The sequence below is a fragment of the Caballeronia sp. LZ033 genome, assembly GCF_031451265.1.
In the GTDB taxonomy this organism is placed as follows: domain Bacteria; phylum Pseudomonadota; class Gammaproteobacteria; order Burkholderiales; family Burkholderiaceae; genus Caballeronia.
This window is the reverse complement of record NZ_JARUXQ010000001.1, coordinates 2536879-2553246: the sequence shown is the minus strand read 5'-3', so window position 1 is coordinate 2553246 and position 16368 is coordinate 2536879. Positions and strand designations below refer to the sequence as shown.

The following is a 16368-nucleotide window of genomic DNA, read 5'->3' as shown; positions in this document are numbered from 1 at the left end:
CTGGCGGATCGTCCCGGATTGGCGGAACGAAGATTGATAAGCCGGAGCCGGTTTGCGGCGGCGCGGTTGCACGCGCGCGATTCGATGACGATAAACGACCTTCGCAGACGGGGTAGAGCATGGGCTTGTTCGGCGCGACACGCATGCAGGGACCCAGCCGGTCGATCGAACTGGATTTCATCCGGGGGCTCGCGATCATCGCTGTGATGGGGTATCACTTTCATTCGTATCCGACGGGCAGCGCGTTCATTGCGGCGATCGAGTTTCCGCTGAAGAACTTCGGTCACGAGGGCGTCAATCTGTTCTTCACGTTGTCGGGGTTTCTGGTGGGCGGGCTGTTGCTCAAGCAGTATGCGCAGCAGGGGCGCATCGACGCGGGGCGCTTCATTGTGCGGCGGATCTTCAAGATCTGGCCGGCGTATTACGTGCTGATCCTGTTCCATGTGATTGTCGGGCGGCATCCGGCGAATACCTTTCTCGTGCAGAACCTCACGCATATGCAGAACTACTTCGGGTCGTCGATTGCGCAGACCTGGAGTCTTGCGGTCGAGGAGCATTTTTATCTGTTCCTGCCGGTGTTGTTGATCGTGCTGGCGCGCTGGCGTACGCGGGTGGATGCGTTGCTTGGCGTGCTCGGGACCTTGTGTCTCGTTGTGCTCGTTGCGCGCAGTGTCGCGGTGTATCGCGGGGATCTGCAGGGGACGTTTTTTTATACGCAGTACCGTATCGACAGCCTGTTGTTCGGGGTGATGCTCGCGGCGCTTTACTGGATGAAGCCGGCGGTGTATCAGGCGATTGCGCGGCGCAAGCGGATGTTGATCGCGATGGTTGTGGGGGTCGTGCTCTGGCTCGTGTTCGGGACGCGCGATGTCGCGCTGGATCAGAGTATCGGGTACACGGTTCAGGCTGTCGGGTTCTGTGCGTTGATTGTGCTGACGCTCGAATATTCTGGTTCCTGGCGGATGTCGAAGGTGTATCGGGTGATCGGGTGGATCGGCGTTTATTCGTATGGCATCTATCTGTGGCACTCGCTTGCACTCGCACCCGGGGATATGCTGATTCGCAAGGCTGCGGCGTTGCATCTGCCAGCTGTTCCGGCCTGGTTCGCCATCATGGGGGCGCAGTTTGCTATCGCCATCGTGGTCGGGTATGTGACGACGCGGGCCGTCGAGTTTCCCTTTCTTCGCATCAGGGATGCGTGGTTTCCCGCTCGCAGGAAGGTTGAGGTTGATCTTGTGGGGGGGAGGCAGGCTTGATCGGTTTTCATTGCGGTGCGCTTGGTTGTTGTTCGCCTGCGCTTCTATGGGCTTCCTGTATTCGCGTCGGTTTATTAGCATTGCCGCTCCCCGGGGCGGGATTCTGCGCTCTCGTCCTTTACGTGAGTCTTTTGTGTTCGCCAGCGCTTCCATGGACTTCCCGCTTTCGCGTCGGTCTATTGGCACTGCCCCTCCCCGGGGCGGGGGTAACTTTCTTTGCTGCTGCAAAGAAAGTCACCAAAGAAAGCAGCTTTTTTTCTCGCCCAGCGTCATCTAGCGGCACGACACAGAACCATGTTTCTGGCCCGGCAGTAGAGAGTGCCCTCATAGGCCTAACCGGGCGTGGATCGCGGACCCACTGGGACAAACTGCCGTTCAACGAACTGGTGCAGCACCTGAAAGTTCCGGCCCAGCGCTACGCGCTGCCGAAGGGTATGCAAGGGACACCAACTAGTGGTTTGCGCGGTGAGATAGATGGCCCGATGAGCGTGCACGCGTGAACCCGGTGTATCGATCGGCGTGCGTAGATTCAGGACATGGGTAACAGGTGTGTCAGGACATAGGTAACACAGCAAGTTTGTGTCGCTCTCCGCTCAGATGCGCGAGGCTGCTAATCCACTCATGATCGACTCGGGACGAGTCATTGGTCCGAAGGTTACCCATGTCCTGACACACGTGTTACATGTCTCGATTCCTGCGCGCTGCTGTCCGGTCAAAAAGGTCCGCGCGTGACTTGTTATCCGGCAAATCCATCTCACCGCGCAAATCGCTCGTTGGTTTCCCGTGTACACCCTTCGGCAGCGCGTAGCGCTGAGCCGGCGCTTTCAATGGCTGTACCAGTTTGTTCAATGGTGCGATGTCACAGTGGGTCCGCGATCCACGCCCGGTTAGGTCTACAAGGGCACTCGCTAGTGCTGGGCCAGAAACATGATTCTGTGCTGCGCCCATAGGATGACGCTGGGCGGTAAGAAAGCTGCTTTCTTTGGTGACTTTCTTTGCAGCGGCAAAGAAAGTTACCCCCGCCCCGGGGAGGGGCAGTGCTGATACACCGACGCGAATGCGGGAAGTCCATCGAAGCGCAGGCGAACACAAAAGACACACACGAAGGACCAGCGCGCAGAATCCCGCCCCGGGGAGGGGCAGCGCGCATAGACCGACGCGAAAACGGGAAGTTCATCGAAGCGCAAGCGAACAACGAACGACAACAAGCGCAAGCAGAAAACCTTCAAACCGCCTGCCTCAAAGTCTCCTTAAACTGCGCAAGTGTGTTGCGCTCCAACAGATGCCCGGCCACCTGCGGCCGGCCCCTCGTCGCGAGGACATCATCGAGTGCCCGGTTGATCGACGCAACCGCCAGATCCTCGACCACGGGTCCAAGCTCCCCGGTCCGGCAGAACCATCCAATCAGTCCATCCGCCGTCGCCACGACCGGCTTCCCGAAGCGATATGCCTGCACCAGCACGCCGCTCATCCCGTAATGCCCCTTGTACCCCAGCCACACCACATCGCAAGCCGAGAACAGATCAAGTTCCTCCTCGCTCGAAATGAAGCGGTCGAACACCACCGGCGCCGGTGTCAGCGCCGCCAGCGCCGCACTCAGCCGGGCGCGCGTCTCCACATCCTGCGACCCCGCAATCACCAGCGTCGGCCCATGCGATCCACTCGCCCGCCGCCCCAACGCCTCGATCAACTCGAACACGCCCTTGCGATCGTTGATCGCCCCGTACACCAGCACATGCGTGCCGTCCGACAGCCCCAGCCGCGCACGGGCGGCAGCCGGATCGGCGGCGCGCGCATCCGGAAAGGGATCAGCCAGATAGCCGATGCTCGCGCCTGCCGCATGCGACCGGCGCTTCCACCAGTCCGGCAAGGTCGGGTCGATCGTCAGCAAGGTCTTCATGCCGCCCGCCCGGATCGCGCGTGCGAACAGCGTCCCCTTGACCGCATTGACCAAAGGCCGGCGCGGCGCACGCACGCCCACACGGTGATGATGAAAGTTCGAGCGCATCGTGATGCCCACCCACGGCGTCGCGCCAAACGGCGATCCCAGGAACGGCAGCGCAAGCAGGAAGTAATCGACATAAGGCACGACGACCAGCGCCGCCCGCCGCTCACGGCTCGCTTCGTCGTACATGTGCCGGAACTGCCGGTGCATCCGGACATAACCCATCTTCGAGGCCAGCGCGCCGCTTCGCGCAGGTGGCGCGACGAACACGATGTCGAGACCGGACGGCGCCGCCTCGCGAATCCTGCGCGCCAGCGGATGGTCTTCGTTGCACGGGTCCGTCACGATCGCACATCGGAATCCCGCTTCCATGTACGCGTTCGCTGCCCATTCGGCATAACGCCAGCGGTGGCCGCTGAAGTCAGGTTCGATGATGAAGACGCTTTCGGTCATCGCAGGGGCCCTTGCGGTCTCTGTGCACGTGGGTCACGCGTGAAGCGGACAGGACAACGCTGCCGACCTCCGTCGATTGCGCCGACGAATCAACACTAGCACCGGCCGCACGTCATCGGACGCCATATGTGAGCGTTTATCCGCGTGCCCTCTGCGTGCCCTCTGCGTGCCCTCTGCGTGCCCTCTGCGTGCCGTCCGCATGCCCCGAGCAGCGTCCAAAACACCCTTCGCAACCGCGACGCGCCCGCAATCCGCATTGCTACCCATTTCGGGCCGATTTCGACTACGCGTTGGCGTCCGTCGCGGCACGGCGCACGATACTTTTGCCACAGTCGCCTGAAAAGAAGCGTGGCCGCGCTCGCATCGCCGTCCGGACAAGGCAATGCAACGGCTCGCAAGGTGGTCCGCACGCGATACCGACATATCGCGGCGCCACGAATTGAAATCTCAGCTGCGCGGGGAATTCGAGTGAGATCGGTCCGGCTTCCTTTTCTTCCGGCACGCGCGCGTTTCGAGCACGATGCGGCGTTCTGGGTGCTGCTCCAGCAAGTCGTCGTGCGCGGGTTCGTGGCCATCAAGTTTCTCGCCATCGGCCGGATCCTCGGGCCGGAAGCCATCGGCGCCGTCAGCATCGCGCTGCTCGCCGTCGCCATCGCCGAATCGCTCTCCGATACCGGTCTTGCCCAGGCCGTCGTGCAAGGACGCGACGCGCCCACCCACAGCGAACTCGGCGCCGTCTGGACCACCCTCGCCATGCGCGGCCTGGCGATCGGCCTGCTGCTCGCCGCCCTCGCACCGTTCATGAGCAGTCAGTTTCATCTGAGCGGTTCCGTCGGACTGATCCTGCTCGCCGCCGTGCTGCCGCTGCTGCGCGGCATCGCCTCTCCGGCGTATTTCGTCGTCACCCGCCAGCGCGGCTTCCAGAAGCTGGCGGGCGTCGAAACCTCGGCCGCGTTCACCGACTGCGCCATCGGCCTCGTATGCGCGCTGTCCGGCGCGGGCGCGTATTCCGTGCTGATCGGGCTGGTCGCCGGCGAGCTGCTCAAGACCGCGCTCACCTGGACCAGCATGTCGCCGCGCCCGCCGCTGCGCTTCTCCTTCGCGGGAATCGGCCATTACGTGAATTTCAGCCGCTGGATCTGGGCGGGCAGCGTGGTCAACCTGCTGCTCAACCAGTTCGACAAGGTGGTCGTCGCCAAGCTGCTCGGCCCGGTCCAGCTGGGCGCGTACCAGATGTCCTCGAAACTCGCGCAGATGCTGCTCGCCGATGCCGCCATCGCGATGTCGCAATACCTGTTTCCCACCTTCTCCGAACATCACCGGCGCGACGTGCAGGCCGCGCGCAAGCTGTTCCGCCGCTATCTGCTGCTCGCGGCGCTCGGGCTGGCGCTGTTCGTCATCGTGCTGCGCTGGGCCGCCGAGCCGCTCTTCAACTTCGTGCTCGGCCCGGCGTGGCTGTCCGCCGTGCCGCTCTTCAGGATCTTCGCCATCAACATGGCGATCGGCGCGATCATCGCCGTGCTGGTGTCGTGGCTGCGTGCAGCCGGACTGCCGAAGGTCGCGACGCATGCGTCGATTCTGCAGGCCATCGTGCTGTGCGTGACCGTGCCGGTCGCGACGCATCTGTGGGGCGTGACGGGCATTGCCTGGGCCATGACGCTGGGGCTCGGCGCGGCCGCGAGCTGGATGCTGTTCCGAATCATGCGGGAGGCGTGAATGCGCATAGTCCACCTCGTGCTGACGCCGCGCCTGTCGGGTGCCGAAGTCCTGGCGAAAGATCTCGCGATTCATCAGCAGAAGGGGGGCGAAACCGTCGCGGTCGCTTCGCTGATGCCAGCGCACGAGGATTTCATGGCGCTCAGGGCGGAACTCGTTGCCGGCGGGGTGCAATGTCTGTTTCCGGAGCGCAGGCACGGCCGCGTCGGCAAGCTGTGGAACCTGTACCGCACCATCCGCAACTATCGCGCCGACGTGCTGTTCGCTCACGCGACCATTCCCGCGTTCTATGCGCGCGCGCTGCCGCTCGCGGTGCCCGTCGTGTATGTGATGCATTCGGCCGCCAACGACTTCGAGCGCTCGATGTTCCGCAGCGTCGAACGCCTGCTGTCGCACCGGGCGCGCGCGGTGATCGCGGTGTCGCCGAACAACATCGACGATTACGTCGGCGCCGTGGGCCGCCATCCGTCGATGACGCTGATCCCGAATGGCGTCGACATGTCGCGCTTCGGCATGCGCACGCGCACCCAGGCGCCGGAGACGGCGCAAATCGTGCAGATCGGGCGCTATACGTCGGTCAAGAACCAGCTCTCGACGGTGCATGCGTTCCGCCAGGTCGTCGAACGGGTGCCCGCCGCGCGGCTGCTGCTGTGCGGCGTGATTGAGGATCCGGCCTATCACGCGGCAGTGGGCGATCTGATCGACAAGCTCGGGCTGGCGGACCGCGTCAGCCTGCAAGGGCCGCGCACGGATGTCGCCGACCTGCTGTTTTCTTCCAGCGTGTTTGCGATGCCGTCGCGCTCGGAAGGGCACAGCATCGCGTTTCTCGAGGCGCTCGCCTCGGGACTGCCGGTGGTGGCCAGCACCATCCGGCCGTTCGGTTTCGCCGCCGATCTGCCCGGCGTGCATCTGTGCGATCCCGACGATACCCAGGCCTACGCCGAAGCCCTCGTGCGCGCACTGGCCGAACCGCGTTCGCATCGGCCGCTGCCGGGGCTCACGCTCGCCGATACGGCAGCGCGTTATCTTGCCGTCGCACGCGAGGTCACGCGGCCGCTGCGCGCGGCGGCGGTCTGATTCCTTGTTGCCTTTCGGCTTCTAACGCGGTTTCCTTTCTGCCCTTTCGTCAGGGGTTATCGATGCCCTCGACGCGCGCCACTTCCTTTTCTTCTTCATGACGCCAGCCATTCGGACTAGGTGCGTAGAGACGCGCAAAAGCCGATGATAGACTGCATCGCCAATTCGCCAAGGATGGCGAAGTATCTGTTACGGGAAGGGATGATGAAGGGAAAGGAAACATGCTGAAAAGAATCGCGCGTTACATGCTTGCGAAGCATTGGGACGGGAAATTGCCCGTCGACACTTTTGCTATTGCCCGATCCGAGAACGTGACTGTGCAGCGTGAACCGGACATGGGCGCCGTGTACGGGCGCTTCGAATTCGTTGACGGACAGCCGCGCATTGTCGTCAATGGCGATGCCCCGGAGCTGAGGCAGCGTTTTGTCGTTGCGCACCATCTGGGACATCTGGCGCTGGAGCACGGCACGCATTTCACGTGTGCCTCACGCCAGTTTTCACTGTATCAGCTGGACGAAATCGAGAACCAGGCCAATCGCTTCGCGCTGGAAATGCTCGTACCCGGGTTTGCGCTCAACATCCTTATCCAGAAGCGGAACATCACCAACTTTCATCGCCTGACCGATGCTTTCGAAGTCAGCGAACTTGCGATGAAGCTTCGTCTGAAGCAACTTGGATGGATCAAACGAGCACGCATATGAATCGTCTTCCTGTCGTGGCCGAGCGCGATGAAACCTCGGATCTCACCATACCGCCGCCTGAGCTCAAGAAGCGGGCGGCGGCGCATCCCGCGCTCATTGAAGAGGAAATTGCTGATCGAAAGCAGTATCGTCAGCTCAGAGCGTTTTCTTTCTACGGTGTGGCGGGACTGATCGCCACGCTGGCAACCTTGTTCGTGGCGTGGACTGCGTCATTCGGCATGAAACTCCATGAGAGTTTTCGAGCGGATCCTGCCTTGAGCGTATTCCTTCTCACGCCCATGATCGTGATGTCTGCTTCGGTCGTCTTGCCGTTGCTCGCGCTCGTTCGCTTCGTGTTCCGGGACGCCTCCAGCGACGACGAACCTGCGTCACCCACCCTCTGGCAAGCCCTGCTCAAGGAACTGGCCGACCTTCTCAAGCAGTACCTGAACCGCAGCAGACCCGCAACCTGACCAACCTTGCCGCGCATTGCACCATCCATTTCCACTTCGCACAGGAGACTTTCATGTCCGACATGCTCAGCATCTCCACCCCTGACGGCAACTTCGACGCCTACGTCGCCTGTCCGGCCTCGACTTCCGCGCAGGCGTCCGCACCGGCAGTCATCGTCATCCAGGAAATCTTCGGCATCAACGGCGACATGCGCGAAACCTGCGACGAATACGCGCGCCAAGGGTACGTCGCGTTGTGCCCCGACCTGTTCTGGCGCCTCGAACCCAATGTCGTTCTGACGGATCGCACCGAAGCCGAATGGCAGCAGGCCATGAAGTACTACAACGCGTTCGATCTGAACACGGGCGTCGAGGACATTGCCGCGACCATCGGCTTCGCGCGCGGGCTGCCGCAGGTGCGGGGAAAGATCGGCGCGGTCGGCTTCTGTCTCGGCGGGCTATTGTCCTTCCTGACGGCGGCGCGCACGGACGTCGACGCCGCGGTCGCGTACTACGGCGGCGGCACAGACCAGCATCTCGGCGAAGTGCCGAAGATACGCGTTCCGCTGCTGCTGCATCTCGCCGAAGCGGATGAATTCATTCCGGCGGATGCGCGCAACCGCGTGCTTGCTGCCGTACAGGGACAGGCGAACATCGAGGCGTTCACCTATCCCGGCTGTCATCATGCGTTCGCGCGCAACCAGGGCGTGCATTACGATGCCGCCGCCGCGCAGCTCGCCAACGGCCGCACCTTTGCGTTCTTCGCGCAGCACCTGAAATGACGCGCGTCGGATGCGCCAGAAAAAACGCCGCCCGGAGCAGGGCGGCGCGCGTTCATCCATTCGAGTTCATTTCTTCACCGTATGCGGCCGTCGAAACACCAGCCAGCGGGGCGACTTGAAGCGCACGATGCTCACATACAGCCACACATAGGTCGCCGCGAACACCACGACGAAGCAGAACAGGTGCAACGTATGCCGCCAGAAGAGCGTCGCCGGAATCACGGCGATCAGGCACAGCAGCCAGAGGTACGGCGAGGTGAGCGAATTGCGGCGCGTCAGTTCGTGCGCGTTCTTGACGCCGACGGCCCAGCGCATCAGACGCTTGTAGACGAGCATGTGCAGATGTACGCCATCCGGAATGCCCGGCGAGATGCCGCGAATGAATTTCTTGCGATAGATCGAGAAACAGGTTTCGAAGATCGGGTACATGAACAGCAGTACCGGATACCAGGCCGAAACATCGCGGTTGCGCATCACGAGCATGATGGCGAGCTCGCCGAGCATGAAGCCGACGAAGTAGGCGCCGCCGTCGCCGAGAAAGATCAGCCCGGCCGGGAAGTTCCAGATGAAGAAGCCCATCACCGCGCCCATCATGATGAGCGAGCCCGACAGCACCACCGGATCGTGCACCTGGAACGCCACATAGGCGAGCGAGGCGAACATCATGAAGGTGACCATCGAGGCGAGGCCGTTGAAGCCGTCGATGATGTTCACCGCATTGGCGAGCGCCGCGACCGCGAGCACCGTTACCGCGCAGGAAACGACCGCGTAGGAAAGCACGAAATCGAGCGGCGGCACGCTGATGCGCGTCACGGCAATGTCGAGAAACGCGTACGCCAGTCCGGCGGCGGCCATCGTGCACAGCAGTCGCACCAGCGGCGACACGCGCTTGGTCAGGTCCTCGACGAGCCCGGACAGGAACGCCGGCATGCCGCACGCAATGATGCCGAGGATGCCGCCCGACACAGCCGGATAACCCCAGCGCAACTGCACGGCGGAAGCGGTCAGTCCGCACAGGATGCCGACGCCGCCGATACGCGGCACCGGATACGCATGAAATTTCTGCACGCCGGCGAGGTCGGTATCGCCGAGCACGCCTTCCTGAAGATGGGCGAAGCGCACGATGAACAGCGTCACCAGCAGCGAAATCAGGAAGGCAAGTGCGAAACTGAGCATGAAGATGAACCGGAGGAGGGGTTGCGCCCCGCATCGTACCTTATCGGCAGGGACGATCCGGAGCGCGATGCCCGGAGCCACGCTCCTGGCGAACCCTCAAGCAAAACCGCGCGGATTCTGCGACTGCCAGCGCCAGTGATCCTCGCACATGCGTTCGATGCCATGCTGCGCGCGCCAGCCGATCAACTCGGCGGCGGCGGCGGGGTCGGCGTAACACGCGGCGATATCGCCCGGACGACGCGGCACCAGTTCGTAGGGCACCGGCTTGCCGGACGCCGCCTCGAACGCCTTCACGACATCGAGCACGCTGTAGCCCTGGCCCGTCCCCAGGTTCACGACGAAACTGCGGTCGAGGCGGCGCAGCGCGTCGATGGCCGCGATATGCCCGCGCGCCAAATCCACGACGTGAATGTAATCACGCACGCCGGTGCCGTCGTGGGTCTCGTAGTCGCTGCCGAACACGCGCAGCCGCTCCAGCTTGCCCACGGCGACCTGCGCCACGAACGGCATCAGGTTGTTCGGTACGCCCGCCGGATCCTCGCCGATCAAGCCGCTTTCGTGCGCACCCACCGGATTGAAATAGCGCAGCGTGGCGATCCGCCATGACGGGTCCGAGACTTCGAGATCGCGCAGGATCTGCTCGGCGATGAGCTTCGACTGGCCGTAGGGATTGGTCGCCGAGAGCGGGAAGCTTTCGTCGATCGGCACGCTTTTCGGCACGCCATAAACGGTCGCGGACGAACTGAACACGAAGTTGCGCACGTTGCGCGTCTTCATCACCTTGAGCACGGCCAGCAGGCTGCCCACATTGTTTGCGTAGTACTCGACCGGCTTCGCCACGGACTCGCCCACGGCCTTCAGCGCCGCGAAGTGGATGGCGCCGGTGATGTCGTGCGCGTCGAAGATGCGTTCGAGCGCGGCTTCATCGCGGGAATCTTCCTGATAGAACGCCACCCGCTTGCCGGTGATCTGCTCCACGCGCTGCAGCGATTCGGCACGGCTGTTCACGAGATTGTCGATGACCGCCACGTCATAGCCCGCGTCGAGCAGTTCGACGCAGGTGTGCGTGCCGATAAAGCCTGCCCCGCCGGTGACGAGAATCGTGCCCTGGGTCGCGTTGTTCAGCGACTGCTTGCCATTCATCATGCGCTCTCCAAATAACTCGAATCAGAGTGAAATGCCGGTGATGGCATGTATTGTGCCCTTGTAGCGTTCGACGACATTCTTCTCGTCGAATTCACGGGCCACCTTCGCGCGTCCGCGCTGCGCCATCGCCGCGCGTTCGGCGGCGGGCAGCGTCAGCATGCGCTCGAGTGCCTGGGCCAGGCTGTTCGCGCTCTTCACTTCGCAAAGCAGCCCGGTCACGCCGTGCTCGACTACTTCGCGGCAGCCCGGCACGTCGGTGGCGACGATCGGGCGGCCCATCGCCGAGGCTTCCATCAGCGTGCGCGGCACGCCTTCCCGGTACGACGGCAGCACGACGCAGTCCGCCGCGGCGATGAGCGGACGCACGTCGTGCGCTTCGCCCAGGTACTCGACGATATTCTCGGCTTCCCATTGCGCCACGTCCGTGCGGCTGATCGCGCTCGGATTGTCGACGCCGACCGGCCCGAGCAACTGGAAGCGCACGTGCGCAAAGCGTGCCTTCAGGCGCCGCGCGGCTTCCACGTATTCGGCCACGCCCTTGTCCCACAGCAGCCGCCCGATCAGGATGAAGACGAATTCCTCGCGGGCGGGCAGCGGAGTCAGTGCGAATTCGTCGAGATCGACGCCTTCTCCATGCAGCCGCCGCGCACGATCCGGATGCGCCAGCAGCTTTTCCTGCACGAAAGCCGCATGGTCGTCCTGATTCAGGAACCAGATCTCGCGCGGGAAGCGGAACGCCAGGCGGTAGAGCTGTTTCGCGACCTGCGCCGTGCGGCTCTTCTGGATGAACACGTAGCCGAGACCCGTCGTGACCGCAATCGACGGCACGCGGGCGAGCATCGCGGCCAGCGAGCCGTAGATGTTCGGCTTGATCGTGTAGTGAAACACGATGTGCGGGCGCGTCGTCCGATAGGCACGGTACAGCGCGGCGAGGGTCTTCAGGTCCTGGCGCGGATCGGTGCCTTTCGATGCCACCGGCAACTCGACGCAGCGGCAGCCCATTTCGGCGAGCGGCTCGAAGGTGCGGTCGCGCGGCGCGAGGATCGTCACCTCCGCGCCGCGCGCGGTCAGCATGCCCAGCAGGCCGCGCCGGTAGGTGTAGATCGCCCATGCGGTGTTGCAGACGAGGGCAATGCGAAGACTCGACTTTTCTTTCGTCATCCGGAGGTCATGGTTCGGCGGCGTGGATCGTGCGGCGCGTCATCGAGTGGCAAGCGATTGACAGGCGCCGCGCGGATTCACCGTGCACTCAACGTAGCGCAAAACAATTCAAAAACAAATCGACAAAAAAAGCTCAGGCGACGGGCGTGGAGCGCATGAGTTTCGCCTTCAGGCCGCGCAGCAGACGGTACGGCAGCGCCAGGTGCGCGACGCTTTTGACCATGCCCAGCCAGTCGAGCGGATTCATCACCCGCAGATGGCGCAGTTGCAGTCGCAGGGTCGACAGCACCTGTGTCCGCCGTTTCGTCGCGCTGATGCCGGCCTCGTTGAGTTCGTAATACAGGCCGAATTCGGGCAGGTTGGCGCCGTCGTGACGCTGCAGCAGGCGCAGGATCAGATCGAGATCCTCCGCGGCGCGGTACTGCGCCCGATAATTGCCCGCCTCGATTACGGCGTCCACGCGCAGCATCAGCGAAGGATGCGTGAAGCAGGTGCGCGCCAGCATCAGGCGGCGCAGCGCGGACGGCTCGCACGGCGGCTTCAGGTCGAACAGCGGCGCGCCCGCGGTGGACACGACATGCGTCCACATGCCCAGCACCGCGACGCGCGGATGCGCTTCCATATAGGCGCGCTGCTTCGCGAGCCGGCCGGGCATGGCGAGATCGCCGGCGTCGATGCGCGCCGCATAGCGCACGCCGCGCGCCGCGAGCGCGTCGATGCCGGTCTGCAATGCGCGTTCGATACCGCCGTTCCTCGGCATCCGAAGAATCTCGATCTGCATGTTCGCCAGCGCGGGCGCGGTGATGGGCGGGGTGCTGCCGTCGTCGACGATCAGCACGCGCACCGGCGAGGTTTCGCGGAACGACGCGAGCGTACGCTCGACTTCGGCCTGGCCGTTGAAGGCGGGCAGCAGCAGCATCACATCGGAAAGAGCATTCATGCGCGCAGCCGGAAACGGAGGTAATAGAAGTTCACCGCCGCCGCCGCCACATAACCCGCCGCCAGGCCCATCAGCGCGCCATAGCCGTCGAAGCGCGGAATCGCGATCAGGTTCACCGCGAACGCCACCGCGAGCGCGAGCAGCCATTTCGACAGCAGCACGTACTTCGCCTGATATTTGAGCACGACCAGATTGCCGATCGCCTCGATGCCCGCCGGCACCGACAGCCACACGGCCCAGCGGAACAGGCTGGCGGCGTCGGCATAGTTGGGGCCGAACACGCGCGCGATGATGAAACCGCCGAGCGCGTCCAGCACGGCTGCGCCCGCGATCATCAGCGCGGCGGTCATCGCGAACAGGCGCAGCAGGTTGCGCCGCAGCAGCCGCGTGTCCTGTACGCGGTACACAAAGGCCGGCGCGATGGTCTGCGCGAGCATCAGCGCGAGCGCGATCCAGTTCTCGTTAAGCTGCTGCGCGGCGGAATACAGGCCCAGTTCGGCGAACGACACGCGATGCGCGAGCATCAGCCGGTCGAGCTTCAGGAACAGGTACATGCAGATGAGGCCGAGCCAGAACACCGTGCCCGCACTCGCGAAATGCCTGAAGAGCGCGCGGTCGAAGCGCCAGCCGAGGCGGCCGCCGTGCCTGCGCATGTAGTACAGCACGAGCGCCGCGCTGATGGCCGCCGCTTCGAGCGCCCACAGCCAGCCGAAGCGCGACGGCGCGGCCGCCACGCGCACGAGCGCGTAGACCAGCGCCGCCTTGAAGATCGCGGCCAGCATGCTGGCGAGCAGTTGCGGCTTGCTGTAGGTCTGGCTTTGCAGCCAGGAGTTGACGACGCCGATGAACGGTTCGCGGAACAGCATCGTCACGGCGAGGCCGGCGAGCATGAGGCCGACGGTCGGGTCGATGCCGCCTGCCGCGATCCAGATCCAGGTTGCAATGAGCGCGAGTATCGAGACGCCCATGCGCAGCACGAACGCGCTGCCTAGCACGATGCCGGTGTCGGCGGGCGGCCGGCGCACGATGGTCGGAACCAGGATCTCCGCGCCGCAGACCCACGTGACCGGCGCGATCACGAGCAGCAGCGTGTTGGCGTACTGCCACTTGCCGAAGTCGTCCGGGCCGAGATAGCGCGCCAGCACGCCCGCGATGACGATGGCCACGGCGATTTGCGTGAGCCGTTCGAGCCCGAGCCAGACGATGTTGGCCAGCGCGCGGGCGACGTCCGGATTGCCGGAACGCAGCAGGGCCTTCATTCAGCCGGCTTCCCGTCACGCACGGGCACGCGGCGTGCTACCGAAGACTGTCCGGCTGCAGAAACCGCGTGATCGGCTGACGAATAGCATTCAATCGTCACGTTATGTGGGATGACGCGCGAAGGCGCTTCATTCGGGGGCATCGGGGCGATAGGGCGTTTGAGCATTGGATTAGAATGAACGCGCCGGTTTTTACCGCAACGCGAAAGCCACGAGAGCGCCGAAAGACAGCGATTATAAGTGCGATCCGGGGCGCGTCCGTCCGCGTCGGCGGGCGGGGGACGGCTTCAGTGTGTTGCCTTTGCATGTGCTGCTGCGCTTTGCATATCGCTTTGCATCCATTTGTTTCAGTCGTATGGGTTTAACAGACGCATAAGCAGAATTCGACACGTCATCACGTCATCGCGTCATCGGGCGGTCGTCTGCGCGGCGTGGGCGCCGTGACGGCGGCCAACGTCACGACCTGCATGCCCTCATGGCTGCATCGCCGAGAATTCGTTCATCAATCGACAAGAGGTAGCCATCTCATGAGCCAAGTATCCCAATCCATTTTCAAGGCCTACGACATTCGCGGCATCGTTGGCAAGACGGTCGATCGCGACGTTGCGAAGAGCATCGGCCAGGCGTTCGGCAGCGAGATCAGGAAGCAGGGCGGCGATTCGGTCGTGGTCGCGCGCGACGGCCGTCTGTCCGGTCCGGAGCTGGTCGGCGCGCTGGCGGACGGCTTGCGCGCGGCGGGCGTCGATGTGATCGATGTCGGCATGGTGCCTACGCCGGTTGGCTATTTTGCGGCGAGCGTGCCGCTGCCTTTGCCGTCGGGTGAGCGGCGGGTGGATTCGTGCATCGTCGTGACGGGCAGCCACAATCCGCCCGACTACAACGGTTTCAAGATGGTGCTGCGCGGCGCGGCGATCTATGGCGAGCAGATCCAGGGCTTGTACAAGCGCATCGTCGACAACGACTTCACGACGGGCGAGGGCAGCTATACCGAGTTCGACGTGCAGCAGATGTATCTGGACCGCATCGTGTCGGATGTGAAGCCGGTGCGCGCGATGAAGATTGTCGTGGATGCGGGCAACGGCGTGGCGGGCGGCTTGGCGCCGCGTCTGTTCAAGGCGCTCGGCTGCGAGCTGGTGGAGTTGTTCACGGACATCGACGGCAATTTCCCGAACCATCATCCGGATCCGGCGCACGTCGAGAACCTGCAGGACGTGATCAAGGCCTTGAAGGAAACCGATGCCGAAGTGGGCTTTGCATTCGATGGCGACGGCGACCGTCTGGGTGTCGTGACGAAGGATGGGCAGGTGATTTATCCGGATCGTCAACTGATGCTGTTTGCGCAGGAAGTGCTGTCGCGCAACAAGGGTGGGCAGATCATTTATGACGTGAAGTGCACGCGCAATCTGGCGAAGTGGGTGCGCGAGCAGGGCGGCGAGCCGATCATGTGGAAGACGGGCCATTCGCTCGTGAAGGCGAAGCTGCGTGAGACGGGCGCGCCGTTGGCGGGCGAGATGAGCGGCCATGTGTTTTTCAAGGACCGCTGGTACGGTTTCGATGATGGGTTGTACACGGGGGCGCGGTTGCTTGAGATCCTGTCGCGGGTGGCGGATCCGAGCAAGCTGCTGAACGACCTGCCGGACTCGCTTTCGACGCCGGAGTTGCAGATCAAGATGGAAGAGGGCGAGAACGTCCAGCTGATCTCGAAGCTGCAGGAGAACGCGAAGTTCACGGGCGCCGATGATGTGCTCACGATCGACGGGCTGCGCGTCGAGTATCCGGATGGGTTCGGGTTGGCGAGGTCATCGAACACGACGCCGGTCGTGGTGATGCGGTTCGAGGCCGATAGTGAAGGGGCGCTGAAGCGCATTCAGGAGGATTTTCGTCGGGTGATTTTGGCGGAGAAGCCGGACGCTCAACTGCCGTTTTAAAGCGCCTTCGCGGCGCTTGACTCAGCGGTGCGGTTGCTTTTTGGGGGCCGCGCCGTTGTTTTTTTTGCTTGCGCTTGGTTGGTGTTGTTGTTCGCCTGCGCTTCGATGGACTTCCCGGTTTCGCGTCGGTCTGTTGGCACTGCCCCTCCCCGGGGCGGGGTCTTCGCTCTGGTCCTTCGCGTGAGTCTTTTGTGTTCGCCAGCGCTTCCATGGACTTCCTGTGTTCGCGTCGGTCTATTAGCACTGCCCCTCCCCGGGGCGGGGGTCTTCGCTCTCGTCCTTCGCGTGGGTTGCTTGTGTTTGCCAGCGCTTCCATGGACTTCCTGTGTTCGCGTCGGTCTGCTAGCACTGCCCCTCCCCGGGGCGGGGGTAACTTTCTTTGCCGCTGCAAAGAAAG

13 protein-coding genes are annotated in these 16368 nt (G+C 63.4%); 7 read left to right on the top strand and 6 right to left on the bottom strand.

Annotated features, from left to right (window positions below):
* Window positions 1–119: 119 nt before the first annotated feature.
* The gene (locus QCE62_RS11955; RefSeq protein ID WP_309918052.1) at window positions 120–1256 is read left to right on the top strand and encodes an acyltransferase; all 1137 of its coding nucleotides are present in this window, start codon (window positions 120–122) and stop codon (window positions 1254–1256) included.
* 1225 nt (window positions 1257–2481) lie between these two features.
* Here QCE62_RS11955 and QCE62_RS11950 read toward each other — a convergent pair.
* Complete coding sequence (locus tag QCE62_RS11950; RefSeq protein WP_309918048.1) at window positions 2482–3654, bottom strand: glycosyltransferase; 1173 nt, start codon at window positions 3652–3654, stop codon at window positions 2482–2484.
* Between the two features lie 468 nt (window positions 3655–4122).
* On the opposite strand from QCE62_RS11950, the gene QCE62_RS11945 reads away from it, so the two are divergent.
* The 5 genes from QCE62_RS11945 (at window position 4123) to QCE62_RS11925 (ending at window position 8361) form a co-directional block, all read left to right on the top strand.
* A complete protein-coding gene (locus tag QCE62_RS11945; protein WP_309918046.1) occupies window positions 4123–5370 on the top strand; it encodes an oligosaccharide flippase family protein in 1248 nt (415 codons plus the stop codon).
* Complete coding sequence (locus tag QCE62_RS11940; protein WP_309918042.1) at window positions 5371–6447, top strand: glycosyltransferase family 4 protein; 1077 nt, start codon at window positions 5371–5373, stop codon at window positions 6445–6447.
* A 221-nt stretch (window positions 6448–6668) separates the two neighbouring features.
* The gene (locus tag QCE62_RS11935; RefSeq protein ID WP_309918039.1) at window positions 6669–7148 is read left to right on the top strand and encodes an ImmA/IrrE family metallo-endopeptidase; all 480 of its coding nucleotides are present in this window, start codon (window positions 6669–6671) and stop codon (window positions 7146–7148) included.
* Window positions 7145–7600: a hypothetical protein gene (locus tag QCE62_RS11930; RefSeq protein ID WP_309918035.1), complete on the top strand. Its 456-nt coding sequence runs from the start codon at window positions 7145–7147 to the stop codon at window positions 7598–7600. Before QCE62_RS11935 ends, QCE62_RS11930 begins: the two co-directional genes overlap by 4 nt.
* 53 nt (window positions 7601–7653) lie before the next feature.
* Complete coding sequence (locus QCE62_RS11925) at window positions 7654–8361, top strand: dienelactone hydrolase family protein (protein ID WP_309918032.1); 708 nt, start codon at window positions 7654–7656, stop codon at window positions 8359–8361.
* Between the two features lie 66 nt (window positions 8362–8427).
* Here the strand turns inward: QCE62_RS11925 and QCE62_RS11920 are convergent, their stop codons facing one another.
* From QCE62_RS11920 to QCE62_RS11900, 5 genes are all read right to left on the bottom strand, one after another.
* Window positions 8428–9537 carry a glycosyltransferase gene (locus tag QCE62_RS11920; protein WP_309809457.1) on the bottom strand — a complete coding sequence of 370 codons (1110 nt, stop codon included), beginning with the start codon at window positions 9535–9537 and terminating at the stop codon, window positions 8428–8430.
* 96 nt (window positions 9538–9633) lie between these two features.
* Window positions 9634–10683 carry a UDP-glucose 4-epimerase GalE gene (gene galE / locus QCE62_RS11915; protein ID WP_409017833.1) on the bottom strand — a complete coding sequence of 350 codons (1050 nt, stop codon included), beginning with the start codon at window positions 10681–10683 and terminating at the stop codon, window positions 9634–9636.
* 21 nt (window positions 10684–10704) lie between these two features.
* The gene (locus QCE62_RS11910; protein ID WP_309918029.1) at window positions 10705–11844 is read right to left on the bottom strand and encodes a glycosyltransferase family 4 protein; all 1140 of its coding nucleotides are present in this window, start codon (window positions 11842–11844) and stop codon (window positions 10705–10707) included.
* A 133-nt stretch (window positions 11845–11977) separates the two neighbouring features.
* The gene (locus QCE62_RS11905) at window positions 11978–12784 is read right to left on the bottom strand and encodes a glycosyltransferase (RefSeq protein WP_309918027.1); all 807 of its coding nucleotides are present in this window, start codon (window positions 12782–12784) and stop codon (window positions 11978–11980) included.
* Window positions 12781–14043 (bottom strand): oligosaccharide flippase family protein, encoded by a 1263-nt coding sequence (locus QCE62_RS11900; RefSeq protein WP_309918024.1) that lies wholly within the window; start codon window positions 14041–14043, stop codon window positions 12781–12783. The genes QCE62_RS11905 and QCE62_RS11900 overlap by 4 nt, the downstream gene beginning before the upstream one ends.
* Before the next feature lie 527 nt (window positions 14044–14570).
* On the opposite strand from QCE62_RS11900, the gene QCE62_RS11895 reads away from it, so the two are divergent.
* Entirely contained in the window at window positions 14571–15971 is a 1401-nt protein-coding gene (locus QCE62_RS11895; protein ID WP_309918020.1) for a phosphomannomutase/phosphoglucomutase, read from the top strand.
* Window positions 15972–16368 lie beyond the last annotated feature (397 nt).